The 24,690-nt window shown below is 61.1% G+C and carries 21 protein-coding genes; 8 read left to right on the top strand and 13 right to left on the bottom strand.

The genetic code is table 11. From position 1 onward, the window contains the following. Positions 1 to 236: 236 nt before the first annotated feature. On the bottom strand, positions 237 to 1,097 hold the full coding sequence (locus ACF2JD_RS02630; protein ID WP_440986694.1) for a DUF72 domain-containing protein: 861 nt from the start codon (positions 1,095 to 1,097) through the stop codon (positions 237 to 239). A 432-nt stretch (positions 1,098 to 1,529) separates the two neighbouring features. Here ACF2JD_RS02630 and aspS point away from each other — a divergent pair, with 432 nt between their 5' ends. From aspS to ACF2JD_RS02615, 3 genes are all read left to right on the top strand, one after another. Beyond that, positions 1,530 to 3,308 (top strand): aspartate--tRNA ligase, encoded by a 1,779-nt coding sequence (gene aspS / locus ACF2JD_RS02625; protein ID WP_106887390.1) that lies wholly within the window; start codon positions 1,530 to 1,532, stop codon positions 3,306 to 3,308. A 69-nt stretch (positions 3,309 to 3,377) separates the two neighbouring features. Then, positions 3,378 to 4,118 (top strand): YebC/PmpR family DNA-binding transcriptional regulator, encoded by a 741-nt coding sequence (locus ACF2JD_RS02620; RefSeq protein WP_005325689.1) that lies wholly within the window; start codon positions 3,378 to 3,380, stop codon positions 4,116 to 4,118. A gap of 270 nt (positions 4,119 to 4,388) precedes the next feature. Then, positions 4,389 to 6,014, top strand: a complete 1,626-nt coding sequence (locus ACF2JD_RS02615) for a phosphoethanolamine transferase (protein ID WP_395948742.1) — start codon at positions 4,389 to 4,391, stop codon at positions 6,012 to 6,014. Positions 6,015 to 6,244: 230 nt separating this feature from the next. On the opposite strand, the gene nagC is transcribed toward ACF2JD_RS02615, so the two are convergent. The 3 genes from nagC to nagB are packed head-to-tail and all read right to left on the bottom strand — an operon-like array spanning position 6,245 to position 9,419. Then, positions 6,245 to 7,459, bottom strand: a complete 1,215-nt coding sequence (gene nagC, locus ACF2JD_RS02610) for a DNA-binding transcriptional regulator NagC (RefSeq protein ID WP_162519201.1) — start codon at positions 7,457 to 7,459, stop codon at positions 6,245 to 6,247. Positions 7,460 to 7,463: 4 nt separating this feature from the next. Then, complete coding sequence (nagA, locus tag ACF2JD_RS02605; RefSeq protein ID WP_440986693.1) at positions 7,464 to 8,609, bottom strand: N-acetylglucosamine-6-phosphate deacetylase; 1,146 nt, start codon at positions 8,607 to 8,609, stop codon at positions 7,464 to 7,466. A gap of 9 nt (positions 8,610 to 8,618) precedes the next feature. Beyond that, positions 8,619 to 9,419, bottom strand: coding sequence for a glucosamine-6-phosphate deaminase (nagB, locus tag ACF2JD_RS02600; protein WP_163148582.1), 801 nt, complete (start codon positions 9,417 to 9,419; stop codon positions 8,619 to 8,621). Positions 9,420 to 9,690: 271 nt separating this feature from the next. On the opposite strand from nagB, the gene nagE reads away from it, so the two are divergent. Together nagE and ACF2JD_RS02590 are read left to right on the top strand one after the other, a co-directional pair. After that, entirely contained in the window at positions 9,691 to 11,145 is a 1,455-nt protein-coding gene (gene nagE / locus ACF2JD_RS02595) for an N-acetylglucosamine-specific PTS transporter subunit IIBC (RefSeq protein WP_106887386.1), read from the top strand. Between the two features lie 123 nt (positions 11,146 to 11,268). After that, positions 11,269 to 13,932, top strand: a complete 2,664-nt coding sequence (locus tag ACF2JD_RS02590) for a beta-N-acetylhexosaminidase (protein WP_408857173.1) — start codon at positions 11,269 to 11,271, stop codon at positions 13,930 to 13,932. A 179-nt stretch (positions 13,933 to 14,111) separates the two neighbouring features. Here the strand turns inward: ACF2JD_RS02590 and ACF2JD_RS02585 are convergent, their stop codons facing one another. Genes ACF2JD_RS02585 through ACF2JD_RS02570 form a run of 4 tightly spaced genes read right to left on the bottom strand, consistent with a single transcriptional unit; the run spans position 14,112 to position 18,811 of the window. Continuing rightward, entirely contained in the window at positions 14,112 to 14,876 is a 765-nt protein-coding gene (locus tag ACF2JD_RS02585) for an XdhC family protein (RefSeq protein ID WP_440986692.1), read from the bottom strand. Continuing rightward, positions 14,869 to 16,086 carry a c-type cytochrome gene (locus ACF2JD_RS02580; protein ID WP_440986691.1) on the bottom strand — a complete coding sequence of 406 codons (1,218 nt, stop codon included), beginning with the start codon at positions 16,084 to 16,086 and terminating at the stop codon, positions 14,869 to 14,871. The genes ACF2JD_RS02585 and ACF2JD_RS02580 overlap by 8 nt, the downstream gene beginning before the upstream one ends. After that, positions 16,083 to 16,613, bottom strand: a complete 531-nt coding sequence (locus tag ACF2JD_RS02575) for a (2Fe-2S)-binding protein (protein ID WP_163135940.1) — start codon at positions 16,611 to 16,613, stop codon at positions 16,083 to 16,085. Before ACF2JD_RS02575 ends, ACF2JD_RS02580 begins: the two co-directional genes overlap by 4 nt. Next, on the bottom strand, positions 16,610 to 18,811 hold the full coding sequence (locus ACF2JD_RS02570; protein ID WP_440986690.1) for a molybdopterin cofactor-binding domain-containing protein: 2,202 nt from the start codon (positions 18,809 to 18,811) through the stop codon (positions 16,610 to 16,612). The genes ACF2JD_RS02575 and ACF2JD_RS02570 overlap by 4 nt, the downstream gene beginning before the upstream one ends. Before the next feature lie 108 nt (positions 18,812 to 18,919). Here ACF2JD_RS02570 and glnS point away from each other — a divergent pair, with 108 nt between their 5' ends. Then, on the top strand, positions 18,920 to 20,581 hold the full coding sequence (gene glnS / locus ACF2JD_RS02565; RefSeq protein ID WP_163135936.1) for a glutamine--tRNA ligase: 1,662 nt from the start codon (positions 18,920 to 18,922) through the stop codon (positions 20,579 to 20,581). A gap of 129 nt (positions 20,582 to 20,710) precedes the next feature. Here glnS and fur read toward each other — a convergent pair whose 3' ends face one another. Then, the gene (gene fur, locus ACF2JD_RS02560; RefSeq protein ID WP_111911275.1) at positions 20,711 to 21,139 is read right to left on the bottom strand and encodes a ferric iron uptake transcriptional regulator; all 429 of its coding nucleotides are present in this window, start codon (positions 21,137 to 21,139) and stop codon (positions 20,711 to 20,713) included. Between the two features lie 244 nt (positions 21,140 to 21,383). On the opposite strand from fur, the gene ACF2JD_RS02555 reads away from it, so the two are divergent. Further along, positions 21,384 to 21,884 (top strand): DUF4442 domain-containing protein, encoded by a 501-nt coding sequence (locus tag ACF2JD_RS02555; RefSeq protein WP_393936353.1) that lies wholly within the window; start codon positions 21,384 to 21,386, stop codon positions 21,882 to 21,884. 46 nt (positions 21,885 to 21,930) lie between these two features. Here the strand turns inward: ACF2JD_RS02555 and fldA are convergent, their stop codons facing one another. From fldA to ACF2JD_RS02535, 4 genes are read right to left on the bottom strand one after another with little or no spacing between them, the layout of a single operon-like run. Then, complete coding sequence (gene fldA / locus ACF2JD_RS02550) at positions 21,931 to 22,455, bottom strand: flavodoxin FldA (RefSeq protein WP_005325673.1); 525 nt, start codon at positions 22,453 to 22,455, stop codon at positions 21,931 to 21,933. A 38-nt stretch (positions 22,456 to 22,493) separates the two neighbouring features. After that, on the bottom strand, positions 22,494 to 22,790 hold the full coding sequence (ybfE, locus tag ACF2JD_RS02545; RefSeq protein WP_440986689.1) for a LexA regulated protein: 297 nt from the start codon (positions 22,788 to 22,790) through the stop codon (positions 22,494 to 22,496). A 20-nt stretch (positions 22,791 to 22,810) separates the two neighbouring features. Next, a complete protein-coding gene (locus ACF2JD_RS02540; RefSeq protein ID WP_106887376.1) occupies positions 22,811 to 23,032 on the bottom strand; it encodes a DUF2788 domain-containing protein in 222 nt (73 codons plus the stop codon). Positions 23,033 to 23,087: 55 nt separating this feature from the next. Then, the gene (locus tag ACF2JD_RS02535) at positions 23,088 to 23,852 is read right to left on the bottom strand and encodes an alpha/beta fold hydrolase (RefSeq protein ID WP_408857232.1); all 765 of its coding nucleotides are present in this window, start codon (positions 23,850 to 23,852) and stop codon (positions 23,088 to 23,090) included. Between the two features lie 288 nt (positions 23,853 to 24,140). Here ACF2JD_RS02535 and seqA point away from each other — a divergent pair, with 288 nt between their 5' ends. Beyond that, the gene (gene seqA, locus ACF2JD_RS02530) at positions 24,141 to 24,647 is read left to right on the top strand and encodes a replication initiation negative regulator SeqA (RefSeq protein ID WP_163155970.1); all 507 of its coding nucleotides are present in this window, start codon (positions 24,141 to 24,143) and stop codon (positions 24,645 to 24,647) included. Positions 24,648 to 24,690: the final 43 nt, after the last annotated feature.

Here is a 24,690-nt window from a genome sequence, read left to right as displayed (position 1 = left end):
TCCTGGTCCTTTATGGGGATGAGCCGTCTGCGGCAGGTGTTGCCATGGACAGCGGTCAGAGCCCTTTACCGGGAGCCGGACGGTCGCCTGCAACACTATGCAATGGCGGGCGTCCGGGTCCTTACTTGGGGCGGTAGTGTAGAGGAAAGGTGGGCGTTTGTCTTGACGCCGAGCCCCGTGGGGCCACAAAAAAACGGCTTTTTTTAGCGGTGAAACAGGGGCAGGGAAGGGAGCGGCTAAAAGGGCAGCAGGCCCTGGCGCGCGCGATCGTTTTCCCCCGGCCAGGGGGCCATCTCCTGACCGAGCAGCCGACTGACCTGACGGGCCATTTCGGGGGCCCGGGCATTGTCGGCGGTATGGATAAAGAGGTAGAGATCCTTCCCCTCTGCCAACCATTGTTTCCAATGGGGCAACCATGAGGGCAAAAAGGGGTGATTGTCCTCGGGATGAGGAAGGCCGATGAGGCGCACCACAGGACTGTTGGCCGTGGCGAGCAGGTGCACCGGCAGCCTCGGCTTCTTGCCCTGGGCATCGACGAGGGCCGCATTTTTTGCGGCGAGGCTGGCGGGCACCGAGAAGAGCGGTCGGCTGTCGAGCATGATGCGGTTGATGCCTTTGTCCATCAGCAGCCGGTTGAGGGCGCGCTCTGCCTCCCCCTTGGCGAAGAAGTCGGGGTGGCGCACCTCGAGGGCATAGGTGAAATCCTGCGGCAAGCCCTCGAAGAAGGCGGCGAGGCGCGGCAGGCCGGCGGGGCCGAAGCGGGCGGGCAGTTGCAGCTTGAGCAGCCCCAGCTTGTCGTGCAGGGGCGCCAGCAGGCGGATGAAGTCCGTCACCTGCTTGTCGGCGCTCACCAGATCGCTCTGGTGGCTGATGGCCTGCGGGAACTTGAAGCTGAAGCGAAAGTGGTCGGGCACCGCATCGGCCCAGCGGCGCACCGTTTCCGGGGTGGGGGAGGCGTAGAAGGTGGTGTTGCCCTCCACCGTATTGAACACCCGGGCATAGTGGGCGAGGTGTTCGGCAGGCTTGGCGCCCACCCCCAGCAGCTTGCCGGGCCAGGCCGGGTGTGACCACTGGGGCAGACCCAAATAGAGGCTCATGTTGGTTCCTGTCTGCGGATTTATGCTGTTTTGCTCCCCTTTTTGCGCCAGGACAACAAAAAACAGGGCAAAGGAGGCTGCGGGCCATTTTACCCAAATGGGGGTTTTCCTCTATAATGCCAGCCCTTTTGTTTGCCAAATCGTTGTGACTCACGGGGTTGTGCGCCTAAGGTGGCGATGACCGGGGTCACAAGGTTGCCAGACAACGACGCTTGCCGATGTTCTCGCCTCGCGCGTCGACCCCTCAAGGGGCCACTCGGCGCGAGCCGGCATTGGCGGCAAGTATCCGGCTCGGGGAGCCGGATGATATGAGACTGATTTCAAACCGGGTAAGAACCAGGATCTGGCCAGCTGTGAGACAGACGGTGCTTGCCAGTCGTGCCCGGCGACCCAAGGTGAACCGTCTCTCTACCATTTCGAAGGAAGAAGTCCATGCGCTCTATCTATTGCGGACAGGTCAATGAGGCCCATGCCGGGCAGACCATTACATTGTGCGGTTGGGTCCACCGTCGTCGCGATCTCGGCGGCCTCATCTTTATCGACATGCGCGACCGGGAAGGGATCGTGCAAGTCTTCTTCGACCCGGACAAGCCGGACGCCTTCGCCCTGGCCTCCGAGCTGCGCGGCGAGTTCTGCATCCAGGTGACCGGTGTGGTGCGTACCCGTCCGGACTCCCAGCGCAACAGCGACATGGCCACAGGTGCCATCGAAGTGTTCGCCCACGAGCTCACCATCATCAACCGTGCCGAGCCGCTGCCGCTGGACTTCAACCAGGTCAACAGCGAAGAGGTCAGCCTCAAGTATCGCTATCTGGACCTGCGTCGCCCCGAGATGGCCAAGTACCTGAAGACCCGTGCCAAGGCCAGCGCCTTCGTGCGTCGCTTCATGGACGAGCAGGGCTTCCTCGACATCGAGACCCCCATGCTGACCAAGGCGACCCCGGAAGGGGCCCGTGACTACCTGGTGCCGAGCCGGGTGCACAAGGGCAAGTTCTACGCCCTGCCGCAGTCCCCGCAGCTGTTCAAGCAGTTGCTGATGATGTCCGGCTTCGATCGCTACTACCAGATCGTCAAGTGCTTCCGCGACGAGGATCTGCGTGCCGACCGTCAGCCGGAATTCACCCAGATTGACGTGGAGACCTCCTTCATGACTGCGCCCCAGGTGCGTGAAATCATGGAAGAGATGATCCGCAAACTCTGGATGCACATCCTGAACGTGGATCTGGGCGATTTCCCCATCATGACCTTCGACGAGGCCATGCGTCGCTTCGGCTCCGACAAGCCGGACCTGCGCCTGCCCATGGAGCTGGTGGATGTGGCAGACCTGCTGACCGCCGTTGAGTTTGCCGTGTTCGCCGGCCCCGCCAACGACCCCAAAGGCCGCGTGGCTGCCTTGAAAGTCCCGGGCGGCGCCGAGCTCTCTCGCAAGCAGATCGACGAGTACACCAAGTTTGTCGGCATCTACGGCGCCAAGGGCCTGGCCTGGATGAAGGTCAACGCCGCCGCCAACGGCCTCGAGGGCGTGCAGTCCCCGGTGGCCAAGTTCCTGTCCGACGAGATAGTGCGCGAGATCCTGGCCCGTACCGGCGCCGCCGACGGCGACATCCTCTTCTTCGGCGCCGACAGCAAGAAGGTGGTGTGCGACGCCATGGGCGCCCTGCGCCTGAAGGTGGGCCGCGATCTGGGTCTGGTGGAGAACGTCTGGAAGCCGCTCTGGGTCATCGACTTCCCCATGTTCGAGGAAGATGGCGAAGGTGGCCTGGCTGCCATGCACCACCCCTTCACCGCCCCGAGCAACCTGGGCCCGGCCGAGCTGAAAGCCAACCCGGTGAGTGCCTATGCCAACGCCTACGACATGGTGATCAACGGCTACGAAGTGGGCGGCGGTTCTGTGCGTATCCACAACAGCGAGATGCAGTCCACCGTGTTCGACATCCTGGGGATCACCCCGGACGAGCAGCGCCTGAAGTTCGGCTTCCTGCTGGATGCCCTGAAGTACGGTACCCCGCCCCACGCCGGTCTGGCGTTCGGTCTGGACCGCCTCAGCATGCTGCTGACCGGTACCGACAACATCCGGGACGTGATCGCCTTCCCGAAAACCACGGCAGCGGCCTGCCTGATGACGGATGCTCCCAGCTTCGCCAACCAGGCCCAGCTGACCGAGCTGGCCATCGCCACCGTTGCCAAGGCCGATGCCAAGGCTGACGCCTGAGAAGATTGAAGAACGGGTCGCCATGCGACCCGTATCCCATTGATTTCAAAATTATAACGGAGAGTTTTTATGGCAGGTCACAGCAAATGGGCCAACATCAAACACCGCAAGGCGGCGCAAGACGCCAAGCGTGGCAAGATCTTCACCAAGCTGATCCGCGAAATCACCACCTCGGCTCGCCTCGGTGATGCTGATCCCGCCAACAACCCGCGCCTGCGCGCGGCGGTAGCGGCTGCCCTGACCGGCAACATGACCCGTGACACCATCAACCGTGCCATCCAGCGCGGCGCCGGTGGTGGCGATGGCGAGCAGCTCGAGACCATCGTTTATGAAGGTTACGGCCCGGCGGGCTCCGCCGTCATGGTGGAGTGCCTGACCGACAACCGTAACCGTACCGTGGCCGAAGTGCGTCACGCCTTCAGCAAGTGCGGCGGCAACCTGGGCACCGACGGCTCTGTGGCCTACCTGTTCAGCAAGAAGGGTCTGCTGACCTTCGTGGGCGTGGACGAAGATGCCCTGATGGACGCGGCCCTGGAAGCGGGCGCCGATGATGTTGTCACCGAAGAGGATGGCTCCATCGAGGTCTACACCACCCCGAATGATTTCGGCACAGTGCTGGATGGCCTGGAAGCCGCCGGCTTCAAGCCCCAGAGTGCCGAAGTGACCATGATCGCCTCCACCGAGGCCGAGCTGGACGCCGACACCGCCCCCAAGCTGATGCGTCTGATCGACATGCTGGAAGACCTGGACGACGTTCAGGAGGTCTACCACAACGGCTCCATCTCCGACGAAGTGGCCGCGCTGCTCTGATCTGATCGCACCGCCCCTGACCGGGGATAAATACCAGACGGCAGCCTAAGGCTGCCGTTTTTTTATCTTACTGACTCTCCTCTGGCCCCATTTCCCTCGCTTTGCCTCCCTTAATGCCCGCTTAAGTTTGCCTTTCTAGGATCAAATTGCATCCGGGCCGCTGTGCCCATCACCGCGTTGTCTGCTCGGGAAGAGAGACGGGTGACAGGGATGCCCACAACGGAGCCCCCATGCAGGGTCTCCAGATCACTGGTTTGTCGGAGTCTTCTTATGCGCCTCACTCTGGGAGTGATGAAGGTCAATCTGTTGCTGGTGCTGCTGTTTGCACTGGTGTTCAACTGGCCCATTTTCCTGCACTTTTACCGTATTCTCAGCGCCCTCGAGCACGTCAAGGCGGGGTTTGCCCTCTCTATCCCCCTGGTGCTGGTCGCCGCCCTCAATGCGGTCTTCCTGCCGTTCACCTTCCGCTATCTGCTCAAGCCCTTCTTCACCTTCCTGATCGTCACCGCCTCCCTGGTCAGCTACGCCATGCTCAAATACGGCATCATCTTCGATGTGGGCATGGTGCAGAACATACTCGAAACCAACAGCGGGGAGGCAAGCTCCTACCTCAATGGTTCAGTGGTGCTCTGGTTCCTGCTGACCGCCGTGCTGCCGGTGCTTGGCCTCTTGTGGCTGAAGATCGAATACCCAACCCCCTGGTACAAGGGGCTGGGCATGCGTCTGGCGGGGATCGCCCTCTCCCTGCTGTTCCTGGTCGGCGTCGCCGCCCTCTATTACCAGGACTACGCCTCGGTCGGGCGCAACAACCATACCATCGTCAAAGAGATAGTCCCCTCCAACTACGTGCGCGGTCTCTATCGCTACGCCAGGGATATTCTCTTCGCCACCCCTGTCCCTTATCAGCCGATAGGCACAGATGCCAGGGTGGTGGACAAGGGCGGCAAGCCGACCCTGATGTTCCTGGTGGTGGGGGAGACGGCCCGCAGCCAGAACTACTCCCTCAACGGCTACCAGAAGCAGACCAACGGCTTCACCATGAAGGAGCCGGATCTCGTCTCCTTCAGGGACGTGCGCTCCTGTGGCACCGCCACCGCAGTCTCGGTGCCCTGCATGTTCTCCAACCTCACGCGCCGTGGCTATGACGAGACCCTGGCCAAGTCCAGGGACGGCCTGCTGGACGTGCTGCAACACGCCGGTGTCTCTGTGCTGTGGAAGGAGAACGACGGCGGCTGCAAGGGGGTGTGCAATAACGTGCCCACCCTGGAGATCGAGCCCAAGGCCTTCCCCCAATACTGTGAAGGGGACTCCTGCTATGACGAGGTCTTGCTGCAGGGGCTGGATCGGCAGATCGCCGGGATGAAGGGCAAGCAGGGCAGCAAGCTGGTGGCCTTCCACCTGATGGGCAGCCATGGCCCGACCTACTATCGCCGCTACCCGGCCGGGGATCGCGTCTTCCTGCCGGACTGCCCGCGCAGCGACATCGAGAACTGCAGCAACGAGGAGCTGGTCAACACCTATGACAACACCATCCGCTACACCGACAAGGTGCTGTCCCAGCTTATCGCCAAGCTCAAGACCCTGGAGAGCCAGTACAACGTGGGGCTGGTCTACCTGTCGGATCACGGGGAATCCCTGGGGGCGCTGGGGCTCTATCTGCACGGCACCCCCTACAAGTTCGCCCCGGACGATCAGACCCGGGTGCCCCTGCTGACCTGGCTCTCTCCCCAATTGCAGCGGGATCGCGGGCTCAATCAGGATTGCCTGCGCCAGGAGGCGGGCAGCAAGCGCTTCTCCCACGACAACCTGTTCCACTCCATGCTCGGTATCATGGACGTGCAGACCCAGGTCTATGACGGCAAGCTCGATCTGTTCAAGCCCTGTAGGGCGGGGTGAGTCAGGCTAACCGAACGCGACAACCTGTTGCCCCGCACCATGCTCGGTATCATGGACGTGCAGACTCAGGTCTATGACGGCAAGCTTGACCTGTTCAAGCCCTGTAGGGCGGGGTAAGCCACCGCGTCCGATTACGCCGCTACGCGGCTAATCGAACCTACGCTCGAAGCATCCATCAATAAAAAACGGCAGCCACTGGCTGCCGTTTTTGTATCTCAAGGCTTGGACCTTTACTTCTGCTCCATGATGATCTGCAGCAGATCCCCTTCCAGCAGGGAGCGCTTCACCAGGGCGAAGCCGCCTATGGTGGGCTGGTTCTGGAAGCGTGCCTTTACGATGGGCAGGCCACGGTGGAAGCTTGGCAGGGACTGGTGCTCGACGCAGCGACGGATGGCCGGGATCAGTATCTCTTCGGCGGCGGTGATTTCGCCGGCGATCAGCACCTTCTGGGGGTTGAACAGGTTGACCGTGATGGCGATGGCCCGGCCCAGGTGTTCTCCCACGTTCTCGATCACGCTGCGGGCCAGTTCGTCACCGGCCACGGCAGCCTTGCACACCTCCTGGATGGTGATGTGCTTCTCCTGCAGCGAGCTCAGGTGGCCGCGGCTGATGAGCTCCTTCACCTTGTCGACGATGGCCTCATTGGAGGCGATCGTTTCGAGGCAGCCGAAGTTGCCGCAGTGGCAGCGCTTGCCGAGGGGTTCGACCTGGATGTGGCCTATCTCGCCGACGTTGCGGTTATGACCGAGGAATACCTGCCCCTTGGTGATGATGCCGGAGCCGGTGCCCTGGTGCACGCTCACCAGGATGGAGTCCATGCAGTCGCGGGACTCGCCGAAGAAGTGTTCGGCCAGCGCCAGGGAACGGGTGTCGTTGCCCACGTAGCAGGGGAGATTGAAATGGTGCTCCAGCAGCTTGGCGAGCCCCAGGTTGCGGATCTGGTAGGTGGGGGTGTAGATGACCATACCGGATTCCGGGTTGACCAGACCCGGCATGGTGAGTGCGATGCTGATGAGGTTGCGGCTGCGCTCGGTATTGGCGTCGATGAAGGCGCCAATTTCCCGCAGCAGCATGTCGACCACGGGCTGTTGCTCTATCTCTGTCACCTGGGTGATGTGCTGATCGAGCTCCTTGCCGTCGAGGTCATACAGGGAGAGCTGCAGATAGCCGCGGCCAAGCTTGGCGGAGACAAACTGAAAGCGATGCTTGATGGTGGTCAGGGAGATGGCGCGTCGTCCACCGGTTGACGCCTGGGGTGACGTCTCCCTGATCAGCCCATGCTCGATCAGTTGCCGGGTTATCTTGGTCACGCTGGCCGGGGCCAGCTGACTCAACTCGGCAATTTTGACCCGCGAGATGGGCCCCTGCAGGTCAATGAGTCGATAGACGACGGCACTGTTCACCTGCTTGATAAGATCTACGTTTGCTATTTGTCCGCCAGTCATAGTGTCACTGTGTTGTGTAGTGTCCGTTAACCACGGTCCCGCAGACCGTGAAGGCCTGATCAAAGACGGTGAGGTTGGCAATTTTTCCGACCTGGATACTACCGAGACGTGAGTCCCATCCAATGGCGCGAGCGGGGTAAAGGGTGGCCATTCTCAGTGCTTCATCGAGCGGTAATCCGACCTGTTTGACCAGATTCTCCACCCCTTCAATCATGGTGAGGGCGGAGCCGCCGAGTGTACCATTCTCATCGACGCACTGACCATCGCGGAAATAGACGGTTGCGCCACAAAAATCAAACTGCTCAAAGCCTTCCGGTGCACCGGCCGCTGCGGTGGCATCGGTGACCAGCACCAGTTTCTCGCCGAGGATCCTGTGTGCCAGGCGCACGTTGGCCCAGTGCACGTGGTGACCGTCGACGATGACACCGGCATAGACATCCTTGCGATCATAGATGGCGCCCACCACGCCAGGCTCGCGACCGTTGAGGGTCGGGGTCATGGCGTTGTAGAGGTGGGTGGCAAAGCGCATGCCGTTGTCAAACCCGGCCATGGCCTGGTCATAGCTGGCAGCGGTGTGACCGGCGGAGACCAGGATGCCGGCCTCCACCAGGCGACGGATGTGCTCCGGCTTGTTGCGCTCCGGCGCCAGGGTGATCTTGGCGATGGCGTCGCTGTTGGCGCAGAAGAAATCGATCATCTCGTCGACGGGCTGACGGATCTGCTCGGCCGGGTGTATGCCCTTGCGCTTGAGGTTGGTGTAGGGCCCTTCCAGATGGACCCCCAGCACCTCGTTCGGATGGGCGGCCATGTAGTCGCGGGTCACCGCCACTGCCAGCTTCATGTCGGCATCCGGACTGGTGATCAGGGTCGGCAGGAAGCTGGTGGTACCGGACTTGAGATTGGCCGCCTGCATGGTGGCCAGGGTCTGGGTGGTGATGTGACCGTTGAACATGACGCCACCGCAGCCATTGAGCTGGACGTCGATGAAGCCGGCGCTGAGGTTGGCGCCCTTGAGATCAATCTGCTCAATGCCCGCTGGCAGTTCGGCCAGGTGGGAGATGGCGACAATCTTGTCGCCTTCGATCAGTACGCCGTGGCCGGTCAGCACGCAGCTGCCGGTATAGAGGGTGCAATTAGTCAGTGCGTACATGACGGCTCCTTACAGGCGGTCGATGTTGGCGGCTTCCAACTGCTGGAAGTAACGGACCGTCTTGACTTTCAGCTCCATGGTGGAGGGCTCGTCGCACACCATCATGCCCTTGGGATGCAGTTGCAGGGTGGAGATGGTCCACATGTGGTTGACGCAGCCTTCCACCGCGGCCTGCAGGGCCAGGGCCTTGGCGTGGCCTGTCACCAGGATCATGATCTCTTCGGCATCCATCAGGGTGCCCACGCCCACGGTCAGCGCCAGCTTGGGCACCTGCTCCATGTCGCCACCGAAGAAGCGGGAGTTGGCGATGCGGGTGTCCTCGGTCAGGGTCTTGACCCGGGTACGGGAGGCCAGGGAAGAGGCCGGCTCGTTGAAGGCGATGTGGCCGTCGTTGCCGACGCCGCCCATGAAGAGGTTGATCCTGCCGTAGGACTTGATCTTGTCTTCGTAGCGCTTGCACTCGGCCACCAGATCCTCGGCATTGCCGTTGAGGATGTTGATGTTTTCCGGGCGAATGTCGACGTGATTGAAGAAGTTGTTGTACATGAAGCTGTGGTAGCTCTCCGGGTGCTCCTTGGGCAGGCCCACGTACTCATCCATGTTGAAGGTCACCACGTGCTGGAAGCTCACCTCGCCGGCCTTGTGCAGCTCGATCAGGCGCTTGTAGGTCGTCAGCGGCGTGCCGCCGGTGGGCAGGCCCAGCACGAAGGGGCGGTCGGCTGTCGGTTTGAACGCATTGATGCGGTCAACGATGTAACGGGCAGACCAGAGACCCACCTGGCTGGCAGACTTCAACGGGATCAGGCGCATTTTATATACCTCAGTACGGTTGCCGCACAGGATTGACGGCAAGGGACCAAACACGGATTCAAGTTGTTTTATAGCGTAAATAAAGATTGCGAACTAAGCCACATCTATCCGCTACCTTTATCTCTGTTGAGTGATAATGATCACGAAAGCTGGTTTATTAATTTGCGCAGCGAAATAAAACACATAGACTGCCAATCAAGCCTTGATGGCTTATGCGTCGAACGTGATAAGCACTTAATTTCTAGAAAAACATCAACTAAGGAGAGGAACCGTGAACATTCTCGGTTATTTGCAAAAGATCGGCCGTGCCCTGATGGTGCCGGTAGCGGTATTGCCTGCCGCAGCGATCCTGATGGGGATTGGCTATTGGATTGACCCGAACGGCTGGGGCGGTGGAAGTCCGGTCGCAGCTTTCCTGATCAAGGCGGGTGCCGCCATCATCGACAGCATGCCCGTGCTGTTTGCCGTGGGTGTCGCCTATGGCATGTCCAAGGATAAAGACGGTTCCGCCGCGCTGGCCGGTCTGGTCGGCTTCCTGGTGGTCACCACATTGCTGAGCCCGGGCGCCGTTGCCCAGATCAAGGGTATCCCGGCCGACCAGGTGCCGGCAGCCTTTGCCAAGATCAGCAACCAGTTCGTCGGCATCCTCTGCGGTGTCATCGCGGCTGAGCTGTACAACCGCTTCAGCAGCGTCGAGCTGCACAAGGCGCTGGCCTTCTTCTCCGGCCGTCGTCTGGTGCCGATCGTGACCTCCGTTGTCATGATCGTTGTCTCCTTCATCCTGATGGCCGTCTGGCCGGTTATCTATGGTGGCCTGGTGAACTTCGGTGAATCCATCGTCAGCATGGGCTCCACCGGTGCCGGCATCTACGCCTTCTTCAACCGTCTGCTGATCCCGGTCGGTCTGCACCACGCCCTGAACTCGGTGTTCTGGTTCGACGTGGCCGGCATCAACGACATCCCGAACTTCCTGGGTGGCCAATCCTCCATCGACGCCGGCAAGGCTGTCGTGGGCGTGACCGGCATGTACCAGGCTGGCTTCTTCCCCATCATGATGTTCGGTCTGCCGGGTGCGGCACTGGCCATCTACCACAGCGCGAAGAAAGAGCACAAAGAGAAAGTTGCCTCCATCATGATCGCAGCCGCCTTTGCCGCCTTCTTCACCGGGGTGACCGAGCCGCTCGAGTTCTCCTTCATGTTCGTGGCGCCTGTGCTCTATGTCATCCACGCCCTGCTGACCGGCCTGTCCGTGTTCATCGCCTCCAGCATGCACTGGATCGCCGGTTTCGGTTTCAGTGCCGGTCTGGTGGATATGGTGCTCTCCAGCCGCAACCCGCTGGCGACCCAGTGGTACATGCTGCTGGTACAAGGCCTGGTGTTCTTCGGTCTCTACTACGCCATCTTCCGTGCCGTTATCGTCAAGTTCAACCTGAAAACCCCGGGTCGTGAAGATGACGAAGCCGTGCCGGTACAGGCTCAGACCACCGACCGCACCGAGCTGGCTCGCCAGTATCTGGAAGTGCTGGGTGGCCAGGACAACCTGGTGACCATAGATGCCTGCATCACCCGTCTGCGTCTGACCCTGAAAGATCGCAGCATCGTCGATGAGCGCAAGCTCAAAGCCCTGGGCGCGGCCGGTGTGGTCAAGCTCGGTGAGCAGAACCTGCAGGTGATTCTGGGCCCCTTGGCCGAAATCATCGCCGGTGAGATGAAAGCCCTGCGTTAATCGAGCGACTCGCTCACCTCAAGTCTAAGTCCATTGTTGACATAACTAAGGGCCCCGTTCCCGGGGCCCCATATAAAAAAAGCCAAGAAAATCCAACCTTTACTTCAAATGAGAGCAGCAGTTATGAACTTGAAACATTCTCTGTTAGCCATTGCCATGTCTACCGTTTTCGTCAGCCAAGTGCAGGCAGCCGATGCCGCCAAGCAAGCCGTGGTCGATTCCCTCGCCAGCAATCTGGTCGTCAAGTACGAAGTCGTCACCAATGACGGTGCCGGCGCCGGCCTCGACTGCCAGGCCCTGGGCTCCGAGTGGGCGAGCTGTGGTGTTGCCAAGCTGCACCTGACCAATACCGGTGCCGACGTCACCTCCAAGGACTGGAGCATCTATGTCTCCTCCATCCGCCGCATCCAGCGGGTGGACAACGACCAGTTCACCATCACCCACCTGACCGGCGACCTCTATCGTTTGACGCCAACCGAGAAGTTCCAGGGCTTTGCCAAGGACGCCACGGTCGAAGTGCCCCTGGTGGTGGAGTACTGGGTATTGTTCGAATCTGACATCATGCCGAACTGGTATGTCGCCAGTGAAGGGGCCGAGCCGAAAGTGCTGGCCAGCATGAGCAACATCGACGATGCCACCACCTATGAGAAGCCGATGCCGGCCGACGGCTGGAAGCGCACCAAGGATGACAACAACATCCTGATGAACAGCGAGACCCGTTTTGCCGCCAACCAGACCAGCACCCTGCTGCCTGCCGGCAAGATTGACGACCAGATCCTGCCGACCCCGATGAAACAGGTGGTCAAGGCCGGTCCCCAGGTCGATTTCTCCACCATCAAGCTCAATGCCCTGGACCTGCCAAGCGATCGCGCCGAGGCCATCAAGGCTCAACTGACCAAGCTGGGTGTTACCCTCTCCGACACCGGCTACCCGGTCACCATCAAGCTCGGCAGCAAGCTCAAGCAGGCCGAAGGCTATGACATGACCATAGGCGCCAAAGGCACAGTGGTGCAGGGTCATGACATCGACGGGGCCTTCTGGGGCGCCCAGTCCCTGATCTCCCTCTTGGGGGTCAACGACAAGCTGGTGAGCCAGATGAGCGTCGAGGATGCACCGCGCTTCGAATACCGCGGCATGCAGACCGACGTGGCCCGCCACTTCAGAAGCACTGAGACCATGAAGAAGCTGGTTGACCAGATGTCTGCCATGAAGCTCAACGTGCTGCACCTTGGCCTGACCAACGATGAAGGCTGGCGCATCGAGATCCCGGGCCTGCCGGAGCTGACCGACGTCGGCAGCCAGCGTTGCCACGATCTCTCCGAGACCCAGTGCCTGATGCCGCAGCTCGGCTCAGGCCCGACCAGCGACAACATGGGCTCCGGCTTCTACAGCAAGTCCGACTACATCGACCTGGTGCGTTACGCCAAGGCCCGCGGCGTGACCGTGATCCCCGAGATCAACATGCCGGCTCACGCCCGTGCCGCCGTGGTCTCCATGGAGGCGCGCTACAAGCGTCTGCTGGCGGAAGGCAAGGAAGCGGAAGCGAACCAGTTCCGTCTGACTGACCCGGATGACACCTCCAACGTCACCTCTGTGCAGTTCTACGACAAGATGTCCTTCATCAACCCCTGCCAGCCGGGTGCTGCCACCTTCGTGGCCAAGGTGATGGATGAAGTGGCCCAGATGCACCAGGCCGCCGGTCAGCCTCTGACCGCCTGGCACTACGGTGGTGACGAGGCGAAGAACATCATGCAGGGCGGCGGCTATCAGGATCCGGCCGTCACCCAGAAAGCCGATCTGGTCGCCTGGAAGGGCAACGTCGACTCCAGCAAGCAGGACAAGCCGTTCGGCAAGTCCCCGATGTGCCAGAAGATGATCGACGATGGCAAGATCAAGGACGTGGCCGAGCTGCCTGTTCATTTCGCCAAGGAAGTGAGCGAGATGGTCAAGGGCCACGGCTTCTCCACCCTGCAGGCGTGGGAAGATGGTCTGAAGTACGCCACGGACGCCAGCGTGTTCGCCACCGACAAGACCCGGGTCAACTTCTGGGAAACCCTCTACTGGGGTGGCTTCAACGAGGCGATGAAGTGGGCGCACAAGGGCTATGACGTGGTGCTCTCCAACCCCGACTACCTCTACTTCGACTTCCCGAACGAGGTACACCCGGCCGAGCGTGGCTACTACTGGGCGACCCGCTTCAACGACACCCGCAAGGTGTTCGCCTTCGCCCCGGAAAACCTGCCGCAGAACGCCGAGACCTCGGTTGACCGCGACGGCAACGCCTTCGTGGCCAAGGGTGACCAGGATCCGGTCAAGTTCAAGGGGATCTCCGGTCAGCAGTGGAGCGAAACCGTACGCACCGACGCCCAGTACGAGTACATGGTCTACCCGCGGATCTTCTCCGTGGCCGAGCGTGCCTGGCACAAGGGCGGCTTCGAGCTGGATTACGTGAAGGGCCGCGAGTTCTCCGGTACCTCCAAGCACGTCAACAAGGCCACCCTGAACAAGGAGTGGAACCAGTTCGCCAACCTGCTGGGTCAGCGCGTGCTGCCGAAGCTGGATCAGGCCGGTGTTGAATACCGCCTCTCAGTGCCGGGCGCCAAAGTGGTGAACGGCAAGCTGGAAGCGAACGTGGATCTGCCGGGTCTGCCCATCCAGTACAGCCTGGACGGCACCACCTGGACCGCTTATGACGCCGCGGCCAAGCCGACCGTCAATGGCAAGGTCTGGCTGCGTACCACCAGCTTCGACGGCAAGCGCACCAGCCGCGTCACCGAGCTGAACTGATAGTCGTCAATCGTCAACGTTAACAAGGTGGGTCGCAAGACCCGCCTTTCCCAAGGGCGATGGCCATCGGGCTTGGGAAAGGTTGACTGTGCGTGTGAGCCTTTGTTGTGTGTGTATTGTCTGTTTTTGTTTTTCATCACCTTGAACCCCGCCTTGTGCGGGGTCTTTTTTTTCGCCAGTCAGTCAAACCGGCCACCAGTGCAGGGGCATCGTCGATATCCTGGGTCGTGGGCCAGTGCCAGCACGGCGCTCCGGGCCGTGGCATGGCGCTCGACGAAGCGCTCGGGATCGCACCACTCCACCGCTATTCCTCCTTGCTCCGGCCCCCAGTGCCAGTCGCGGCGGTACGGCTCACGGGTATCGCACAGCCGCACCTCGAAACCGGCGGCCTGACCGAGCCGCGCCACCTGCTCGCTCACCTGGCTTATTCCCAGCAGCAGCAGGCGCCAGCGCTGGGCATAGCTCAGGCGTACCCGGCCTGGCGCCTCTTGCTCGCTGGGATCCGTCGTCTCTTCGTCCAGATAGCGGCGTTTCCCCTGCTCGAGCAGCACCTCCCGCACGAAGGGGTGGCCCCCTTGCAGTCTGGTGAGCCACTCATCGAGATCCGCGCTGGCCGCGTCCCCTTCGAGGTGCTCCACCAGCAGCCGGATGCGACCCCCACACGGCAGCTCGAACGCACTGCCATCGGGGGCCAGGTGGGAGCCATAGTCCAGCAGGCTCAGGGGGGCGTCATGCTCCCCCCTGGCCAGCATGTCGACGAAGGCATCCTCGATGCAGCCGCCGGAGATGGAGCCGCTGCGGTGGATGCCGTCGGTGGCGAACAGGGCACCCTTGGGGCGGGGGGCCGAGCCGTAGGTCGCGACTATGCTGCACAGCCAGATGCCTTTCCCCTGGGCCAGCCAGGCGAGGCTCTGACGCAGCACCTCCTGCTGAGCGTCACTCATGGTGCGCCTCGACGATCTCCTTCTTGAGCGTCTTGATGTCGTCGGCACTCAGGGCGGAGGGCTGATGGGCCCAGGTCTGGCGCAGGAAGTTCACCAGATCCGCCAGTTGCTGGTCGTTGAGCTCTTTGGCGTAGCTGGGCATGGGGGCGAAGCGCTCGGTCTGGCTGTAGCTCTGGGCCGGGATCCCGCGCAGCAGCACCGCCAGGGTGTTGGTCGCGCTCGCCTGATCCAGGGTGGCGTTGGTGTACATGGATGGTGTCACGTTCGGCTTGCCCTGGCCCTCCTGGCCGTGACAACCGGCGCAGTAGTCCCGGTAGAGCCCGTAACCCGGGTGCGATGCGTCCATAGTGACCGGCTTGGGTGCAGGCTCCGGCAACGGGGTGTCGCTGCCGAGCAGGTAGCTGGTGACTGCATGCATGTCCTCGTCGGTCAGGTAGGCGAAGCTCTTCTCGACCACGGGATACATGCCGGCGAAGACGCCGCCCTTGACCGAGTAGCCCTTGCGCAGCAGCCGGGTCAGGGAGTCATGGGTCCAGCCCTGGCGCCTGAGCTCGGTGGCGGTAATCTCCGGGGCCATCACCCCCTCTATCATGGCTCCTTTCAGGTAGCGTGAGCCGTCCATCGCCATGAAGGTATCCCGCGGCGTGTGGCACTCGCCGCAGTGTCCCAGCCCATCCACCAGGTAGCGGCCACGGTTCCAGTTGCTGCTCTTGGCCGGATCCGGTTGGAAGGGGCTGTCCTCGTGGGCCACCAGGTTCCAGAACACCAGGCCGGTGCGCACGTTGAAGGGGAAGCCGACCCCGTTGTCGCGGTTCGGGGTGGCGGCCGGCCTGGTCTGCATGAAGTAGGCGTAGAGCGCCTTCATGTCCGCATCCGTGACCATGTGGTAGGAGGTGTAGGGCATGGCGGGATAGAGGCGTCCCTTGGGGGCGTTACCGTTGTGCATCACCTCATAGAAATCCTCATAGCTGTAGCTGCCTATCCCCTGGTTCTTGTCGGAGCTGATGTTGGTGGAGTAGATGACGCCAAAGGGTGTCTTGAACGCCAACCCACCGGCGTATTTCTGGCCCCCCTCTGCGGTGTGGCAGGCGGCGCAGTCACCCACCTTGGAGAGGTATGCCCCCTGTGCCACCAGCGGATCCTGGGTGTCGGCCGCGGATACGGCGCCTGCGCCCAGCAAGAGCGCGAATGTGAGTCTGGAGAGCATCATGTGCGTACTACCCCCTCCGAGATCAGCATGGCCTTGACCCCCTCGTAGTACTTCTTGTAACCGGTGCAGCGGCAGACGTGATCTTTAAGCGCACCCTCTATGGTGGATTCGAGATCGGCCATGGCCACCGGCTCTTTGCGCAGCCGCTCCAGCAGCACAGTGGTCTCGTTGACAAAACCCGAGGTACACCAGCCGCACTGGAAGGAGAAGTGATCCAGGAAGGTCTTCTGCACCGGACTCAGGGCGATGATCTTGCCCAGGTTGTTACGCTGGGCATGGCCTTCCACAGTGCGGATGCGCTGGCCGTTGAAGCGGCCCACCCCGTTGATGCAGGTGCGCACGCTCTCGCTGCTGCCATCCGCCCCGTCGACCACTATGGTGCAGGCATGGCAGACGCCGACGCCGCAGCCGAACTTGGTGCCGGTCAGGTTCACATACTCGTGCAGGAAGTCGATCATCATGGTGTTGTCATCCACTTCGATCGGGCCAATGAGACGGTCGTTGATGGTCATGTTTACGGTGATCATTGGATGGCCTTCTGAATGTCGGTTGCAGTGACGGGAAGATGATAGAAACGGGTGCCGGTCGCCTGATAGATGGCTTCGACCAGGGCGGCGACCACGGGGATCATCACCACTTCGCCTATGCCCTTGGTGGCATCGGTCGGCGAGAGGGGATCGAGCAGGGTGTGGGTCAGGTTCCAGACCGGCAGCTGGTGCGCCAGGGGGACCTGATAGCGGTTCAGGTTCCAGGTGCCGTTGCCCGGCCCGTCCTGCCCGGCGGGCAGGTATTCATACAGGGCGTGACCGACCCCCATGGCCAGGCCGCCCTGGATCTGTCCTTCCACCAGTTCGGGGACTATGACCCGACCGGCGTCCAGCCAGCTGTGGGCAGACAGTATGTGCACCTTGCCGGAACCCTTCTCCAGCGCTATCTCGACCAGGGTGGCGCAGGGGGCGTAGTAGGTCACCATGGCGTTGTTCAGGCTGGTGCTGGGGTAGTGGGCCTGGGTGCGATCGAGCAGCTGGTAGCCGTTGGCATCCGCCTGTGCACGTTTCTCGCTGCTGGCGCCGTCGCCGTAGCGCAACGCCAGCGCATCTATGGGCAGGCGTTGGCTCTGACCCTCTATGGTGAAGTCGCACTCGGCCCAGGCCCAGCGGTTGAAGCTGTGGACCATGGCGCCGGTAATCAGGCCGTTGGCGTGAGCGTGGGCCGCCAGCAGGGCGAGCGGCAGCGGCGGCATGCCACGGGTCGTCAGCCCCGCCGGGGTCCAGCTCGCCTCGCTGGCGGGGCCCAGATCCAAGCCTGCCTGACCGACGAAGTACTGCTTGCGCCAGATGGCGGTCGCCGCCGGCCAGAGCGTCTGCTCGAACAGGATGCGGGCCGCGGTGACGGTGGCATGACTCTGGAAGTAGGAGGAGATGGAGGCCGAAGAGGCCTGCGGAATGGCCAGGGTCCAGCGCGGGTTCTTCTGCATCTCGTCCTGGCGTTCCTGCGAGATGGTGTAGGGGTTGTCGGTCGAGACCAGCTTGAAGCTATCCCAGAGCGCGATTTCGGCGAGCGCTATGGTGTCGGCCGGTTGGCCCAGGTAGCGGCTGACGATCTCGGCCTGGGAGGTCTGGATCCCGGTGCCCATCTCCATGCCGCTGATCTTGAGCAGTATCTCCCCCTTGCTTGTCAGCTCGACGCAGGCGGAGGGGGCCACGGCGCCGGTGCCATAGTCCTTGGTGGTGATGCCAAAGCCAGTGCCGTGCAGACGATCCGGATGCTGGGCCTCGTAAGCCTGCTTCCTGGCCTGGCGCTGGGCCCAGATCTCGTGCTGCCCGGCCATCGCCAGGATCTCGGGGTAACGGTTGTTGCCCTCGGGAATGGCCCCCTGGGTATTGGGCTGGCCGGGCTTGATCAGGTTGCGGCGCCGCAGCTCCAGCGGATCCATGTTCAGCAGTGCGGCGGCCTCGTTGACCATCATCTCCATGGCCGCCATGGTTTGCAGGGAGCCATACCCTCGCATGGAGCCGCAATCCGGGTTCTCGGAGGGCAGGGCGACCGCCGTGATGTCGTTCTTGGGCAGGTAGTAGACCCCCTGGATGGCGCTGGCCCCCACGCTGGCCACCGAGCCGGTGAAGTTCAGGCGACCGCCGCCGTCCACTGTCATGGCGCTGATCAGGGCGCGGAACTGGCCGCTCTGCTTGTCGATCACCAGCTTGTTGTGCATGTTGAACGGATGACGCTTGAGGCCACCCTGGAACTGTTCGAAACGATCGTTGGCCAGACGCACCGGGCCCTCGCCATAAAGGGTCGCGAGCAGGCCATAGAAGGGGAATATGGTGTGATCCTTGGCCCCGAAGCCACCCCCGATGAAGGGGGAGTGCACCACCAGCTTGTCGACCTTGCCGGCCAGCGGCCCCTTGGCCAGCATCTCGGCGGCTTCGTAGTAGAAGTCGTGAGGGGACTGGGTGCTCACCACCAGGTGCATGGTGCGCGCCTTGGCGTCGAACCAGCCGTTGAAGTTTTCCGGCTCCATCATCATGGGCTCGATGAACTGGGTCTGGTAGCGGCGATCCAGCACCAGGGCGTCCTCGGCCTCCAGCTCCTTGTGCACCAGTCCGGCCTGATACATCCCCTGCTCACCGGCGTTGCCATCGGCTCTGGCCGTCGGCCATACCGGCTGGTGGCTGACGATGGCCGGGAAGAAGAGGCCGTTCTTCAATTCTTCAAGGCACAACTTCCCCCAGTGACGCTTTTTGACAGGATCATATCCGGCTTGACGGCGGGGGTATGAGGGTGCCAGCCGGCACAACTTCCGCCAGTGACGCATTTTCGAGGTGAACTCATGAGCGAGGCGAGCAGCCCAACCAACTTTATCCGTCAGATCATCGATGAAGATCTGGCCAGCGGTAAGCACAACCACGTGCATACCCGTTTCCCGCCGGAGCCGAACGGTTATCTCCATATTGGCCACGCCAAGTCCATCTGCCTGAACTTCGGCATCGCCCGTGACTATCAGGGCCAGTGCAACCTGCGCTTCGATGACACCAACCCGGCGAAGGAAGACATCGAGTTCGTGGAGTCCATCAAGCAGGACGTACAGTGGCTCGGCTTCCAGTGGAGCGGCGAGATCTGCTACTCCTCCGACTATTTCGACAAGCTGCACGGCTATGCCATCGAGCTCATCGAGAAGGGTCTGGCCTATGTGGACGAGCTCTCCCCCGAGCAGATGCGCGAATACCGCGGCACCCTGACCGCACCCGGCAAGAACAGCCCGTTCCGCGATCGCAGCGTGGAAGAGAACCTGGCGCTGTTTGCCAAGATGAAGAGCGGCGAACTGGCCGAAGGCAGCGCCTGCCTGCGCGCCAAGATCGACATGGCATCCCCCTTCATGGTGATGCGCGATCCCGTCATCTATCGCATCAAGTTTGCCCACCACCACCAGACAGGTGACAAGTGGTGCATCTATCCGATGTACGACTTCACCCACTGCATCTCGGACGCCCTGGAGGGGATCACCCACTCCCTGTGCACCCTGGAGTTCCAGGACAACCGCCGTCTGTATGACTGGGTGCTGGACAACATCAGCATCGACTGCCACCCCCGTCAGTACGAGTTCTCCCGTCTGAACCTCGAATACACCGTCATGTCCAAGCGCAAGCTGAACCTGCTGGTGACCGAGGGGCACGTCAGTGGTTGGGACGATCCGCGCATGCTGACCGTCTCCGGGCTGCGTCGCCGTGGTTATACCCCGGCCTCCATCCGCGAGTTCTGCCAGCGCATCGGCGTGACCAAGCAGGACAACATAGTCGAGATGAGCATGCTGGAAGCCTGCATCCGTGACGATCTCAACGAGAACGCCCCCCGTGCCATGGCGGTGCTGCACCCGGTGAAGGTGGTCATCGAGAACCTGGCCGGCGACGAGGTGCTGACCGCACCGGCTCACCCGAACAAGCCGGAGATGGGCAGCCGTACACTGCCCTTCACCCGCGAGATCTTCATCGACGAGGCGGACTTCAAAGAGGAAGCCAACAAGCAGTTCAAGCGTCTGGTGCTGGGCAAGGAAGTGCGCCTGCGCAATGCCTACGTCATCAAGGCAGAGCGGGTCGAGAAGGACGCGGACGGCAAGGTCACCTGCATCTACTGCTCCTACGATCCCGAGACCCTGGGCAAGGATCCGGCCGATGGCCGCAAGGTGAAGGGGGTGATCCACTGGGTCAGCGCCACTCAGTCTCTGCCTGCCGAGATCCGTCTCTACGATCGTCTGTTCAAGATGCCGAACCCCGGTGCCGAGGACGACTTCGAAGGGGCGCTCAACCCGGATTCCCTGGTGATCATCGAGGGTGCCCGGGTCGAGGCTTCCCTCAAGGACGCCAAGCCGGAGTTTGCCTACCAGTTCGAGCGTGAAGGGTATTTTTGCGCCGACAACAAGCTCTCCAGCCCGGAGCAGCTGGTGTTCAACCGCACCGTGGCCCTGCGCGACGTCTGGGGCAAGGCCGAGGCCTGATCGCTGCGGTCTGACATGCGGTCTGACAAGAAGAGGGCAGGGGAGACCCTGCCACTCTGGTCCGGATTGCGGACACAAAAAAAGCCAGCGTGATGCTGGCTTTTTCATGGCTGCTCGCGGCCGACGGCGTTATTCGTCGTGCTTGCAGTCACCGTTCGCGCAGTGACCATACAGATAGAGGCTGTGGTTGGTCAGGCGGATGTTGTGGTGTTTGGCGATATCGCGCTGGCGCTGCTCGATCACCTCGTCGGAGAACTCGATCACCTTGCCACAATCGAGGCAGACCAGGTGGTCGTGATGTTCCTGGGTCGCCAGCTCGAACACCGACTTGCCCCCTTCGAAGTGGTGACGGGTGACGATACCGGCATCATCAAACTGGTTGAGAACGCGATAGACGGTAGCGAGACCAATCTCCTCACCCTGGTCGATCAGCCGTTTGTACAGATCTTCCGCACTGGTGTGCTGGCAGTCCGGCTGTTGCAGGATTTCCAGGATCTTGACGCGGGGCAAGGTGATCTTGAGCCCGGCCTTTTTTAACGCTTGGTTGTTGTCTGCCATATTCTATTTATTCGCATTCTCGAAGGTGTGGTTATTCTGATTGACTGCCGAAGGAATGGCAACCACGAACTCGTATGGCCTGACATTATAGGTCGTAGCCAAGTCAAAAATAAACCCAGTGATTCAAGGGGTTTAGCACATTTCTCCCCTGTGGAAGATTAATCTGGCCGGCCCGGACCGGGCTTGCTCCACGAGGGAATGTTGATACTATGTCACTTCTCTATAGTCTGGTCGGATGAGATCCATGGATTGGCTTTTTGGCAACGCGGCCTGGGTGCGCCACGCCCTCAACGCCTGGCCCCCCTTCTGGGGAGCCGGCATCAAGATAGAAACATTGAGCCCCGATTTTCGTTTCTGTCGGGTCACCCTCAAGTCCCGCTGGTGGAACAAGAATGCCAACCGGACCCAGTTCGGCGGCAGCATGTTTGCCATGACGGATCCCATCTATCCGCTGATGCTGATGGGCCATTTCAAGAACCGCTATTACGTCTGGGACAAGGCGGGCAGCATCAATTTCATCAAGCCTGGCAAGGGGATGCTGGTGGCGGAGTTCAACCTGACCGACGCCAAGCTGGCATCCATAGTGGCGGCGACCGAGGGGGGCAACAAGCACTTCCCCGAGTTCGAGGTGCAGGTGCAGGACAAGCGGGGAGAGCTGGTGGCCCAGGTCAGGCGCACCCTGTATGTGAAACCCAAGCCGGAACACAGAACGCCGGGCCAGGCAGCGCCAGCCAGTAAGGAGTAGAAACAACAAGGGCCCCAGCGGGGCCCTTGTTGTCAGAGGAGGGAGATCACTCCAGCTCGCTCAGACACATCTCTTCGTGCAACTGCTTGCACCAGCCCTTGACGCGCTCGGCGGTCAGCTCCGGCTGGCGATCCTCATCGATCCCCAGACCGACGAAGTGCTTGTCATCCACCAGTGCCTTGGAGGCCTCGAACTCGTAGCTCGCGGTTGGCCAGTGGCCGATGATGATGGCACCTTTGGCTTCGACTATGTCACGCAGGGTGCCCATGGCGTCGAGGAAATATTCGGAATAGTCTTCCTGATCGCCGCAGCCGAAGATGGCGACCAGCTTGTTGTTGAAGTCGATCTCTTCGAGCTCGGGGAAGAAGTCATCCCAATCGGCCTGGGCTTCGCCGTAGTACCAAGTCGGGATACCGAACATCAGCAGATCGAAGCTGTCGATGTCGGCCTTGCTGCTCTTGGCAATGTCACGGACTTCAATCAGTTGTTTGCCCAGTTCTTTCTGGATCATCTTGGCGACAGCTTCGGTATTACCGGTATCGCTGCCGAAAAACAGACCTACACTAGCCATAGTGTTTAGTTACCCGTATCTGGTTAATGCTTAACGGTTCAGATTGCGATGCCTGCTGCATGCGCAGACTCAATCTGTTGCTTCAGGATAGATTGGATCAGCTCGGCTCGGCTGACGTTCTGTTGTAGCGCAAGTTGGTTCAGGCGCTCCAGCAATTCGGCCTCCATCTTTAACTCGACCCGCTTCAGGCCGTTCTCCCGATCGCGCTTGAGCTGGTTGCGCTTGTTGATCTTGAGTTGGGTCTCACGGGGGAGTGGATTGGTCTTTGGCCTGCCGGGGCGCTTCTCAGTTGCGAACAGATCCAGTGTTGTTCGATCAGTTTGCTGTTTGGCCATACATCACAGATGAAAAGTAGTTAGCCGATCCCAGAGCCTTCCCAGCCCATTTCGATCAGCCCCTTGGCGACAAAACCCGCGCAACCCAGAAACAGAACCAGCCAGACGATAAAGCGGCCGAAACGGGGCACGTTGCCGCGTTTGAGCACGTCGTGAATGGCCAGACCAATCAGCAGGAAGATGGCCACGAAGAACAGCTTCAGGCCCAGACTCTCGATCAGATCGATATGTTCATACAGCATGGATTGCGCACACTCCTTATGACGGGCGCACTATATCACAAAGGATTTGAAACTGTTAACCGCCTGTCGACAGGAAATCCACAACCAGTTTATTGAACAAAACCGGCTTTTCGGCGTGCAGCCAGTGGCCGGTTCCGGCGATGACACGGGCCTTGGCGGCCGGGAATTGTGCCATCACAGTCTCGGTATATTGAGGCTGCACATAGTCGGAATCTCCCCCCTTGATGAACAGGGTCGGTCCCTCGAAGCGGGTCTGGTCGTCGGGCCAGCCCATGATGTTGGCGTAGTTGCGCTCAAGGGCCGGCACATTGAAGCGCCAGGCCCAGCCCGCCTCGGTTTTGGCAAAGGACTTGAGCAGGAACTGGCGCACCCCGGGGATCTCGACGTACTGGGCCAGCAGGGCCTCGGCCTCGGCACGGCTCTGGGGAGGATTGGCCAGCGTGGCGTTGAGTCCGGCAAACACATTCTGGTGGCGGGCATGGGGGTAGGCCACCGGGGCTATGTCGGCCACCACCAGCCGGTCGACCCGGGCAGGGGCCAGCTTGGCGACCTGCATGGCGACCTTGCCCCCCATGGAGTGACCGACCAGGGCCACCTTGTCCAGCGCCAGGTGATCCAGCAGGGCGATCACATCCGCCCCCTGCTGCGGGTAGCTCATCTCATCCGAGTGAAAGGAGGCACCGTGGTTGCGCAGATCGACGCTGATGACCCTGTAGTGTTCGCTCAGGGGGCGGGCCAGCAGGCCGAGGTTGTCCAGGCTGCCGAACAGGCCGTGGATCAGCATGACGACAGGGCCTTGTCCCTGATCCTTGAAATTCAATAATGAGTTTTGTTGCAAAATGACACCTTGTCGGTCGTGGGCTGTTTCGCCTGATTTTTAACACACTGAAAGAAAAGGATTTCATTCCTCGCAGGGCATTTTTTTGTGGTTTTTTTCCAAAAAAACGGCCCGGGATCGGCTATCAGTGCGGGGGATCACACACTTGGCCCGCCATTATGCCGTATTCTCACCGAGATTCATGCACATCTGCCAGCCCCTCCCTTGGGCTGCCGGGTCTGCCTATGTATAATCGCCGCATCCGAATTTCGACGAGTCCAGCGCATCCCTATGAAAACCATCGAGCTTGATGACGATCTCTACTTCTTTATCGCCAGCCAGACCCGGCACATCGGCGAGAGTGCTTCCGATATCCTGCGCCGTCTGCTGGAACAACCCGTCAAGGCGGGGACGACAGTGCCGGCCGCGCCTGTGGCCCAGCCTCAGCCCCTGGCCGATGCCATGGGGCTGGAAGCCCTGCTCGATTCCGGCGAGCTGCAAAAAGAAGAGAAGTCCATCAACCGCTTCATGCTGGTGCTCAGCACCCTGTACCGGGACAACCCGGAGAGCTTCACTCAGGCGACCGAAATAAAGGGGCGCAAGCGCGTCTATTTCTCCCAGGATCCCGAGGCGCTGCGTGCCAGTGGCAGCACCACCAAGCCCAAGCAGGTGCCGGATACCCCGTTCTGGGTCATCACCAACACCAACACCAGCCGCAAGCAGAACATGGTGGCCCAGCTGATGACCAGCATGGGTTATGACGAGGATTTGACCGCTCGGGTGTGCGGCACCGTTTAACGCATCAACGACTCAAGGCCTTGCTGGGCAAGGCTTCTGCTCA

The organism is Aeromonas ichthyocola (genome assembly GCF_046087985.1).
GTDB lineage: Bacteria > Pseudomonadota > Gammaproteobacteria > Enterobacterales > Aeromonadaceae > Aeromonas > Aeromonas rivipollensis.
The sequence above is the reverse complement of the archived record's forward strand: the minus strand, read 5'-3'. Positions and strand labels throughout refer to the sequence as shown.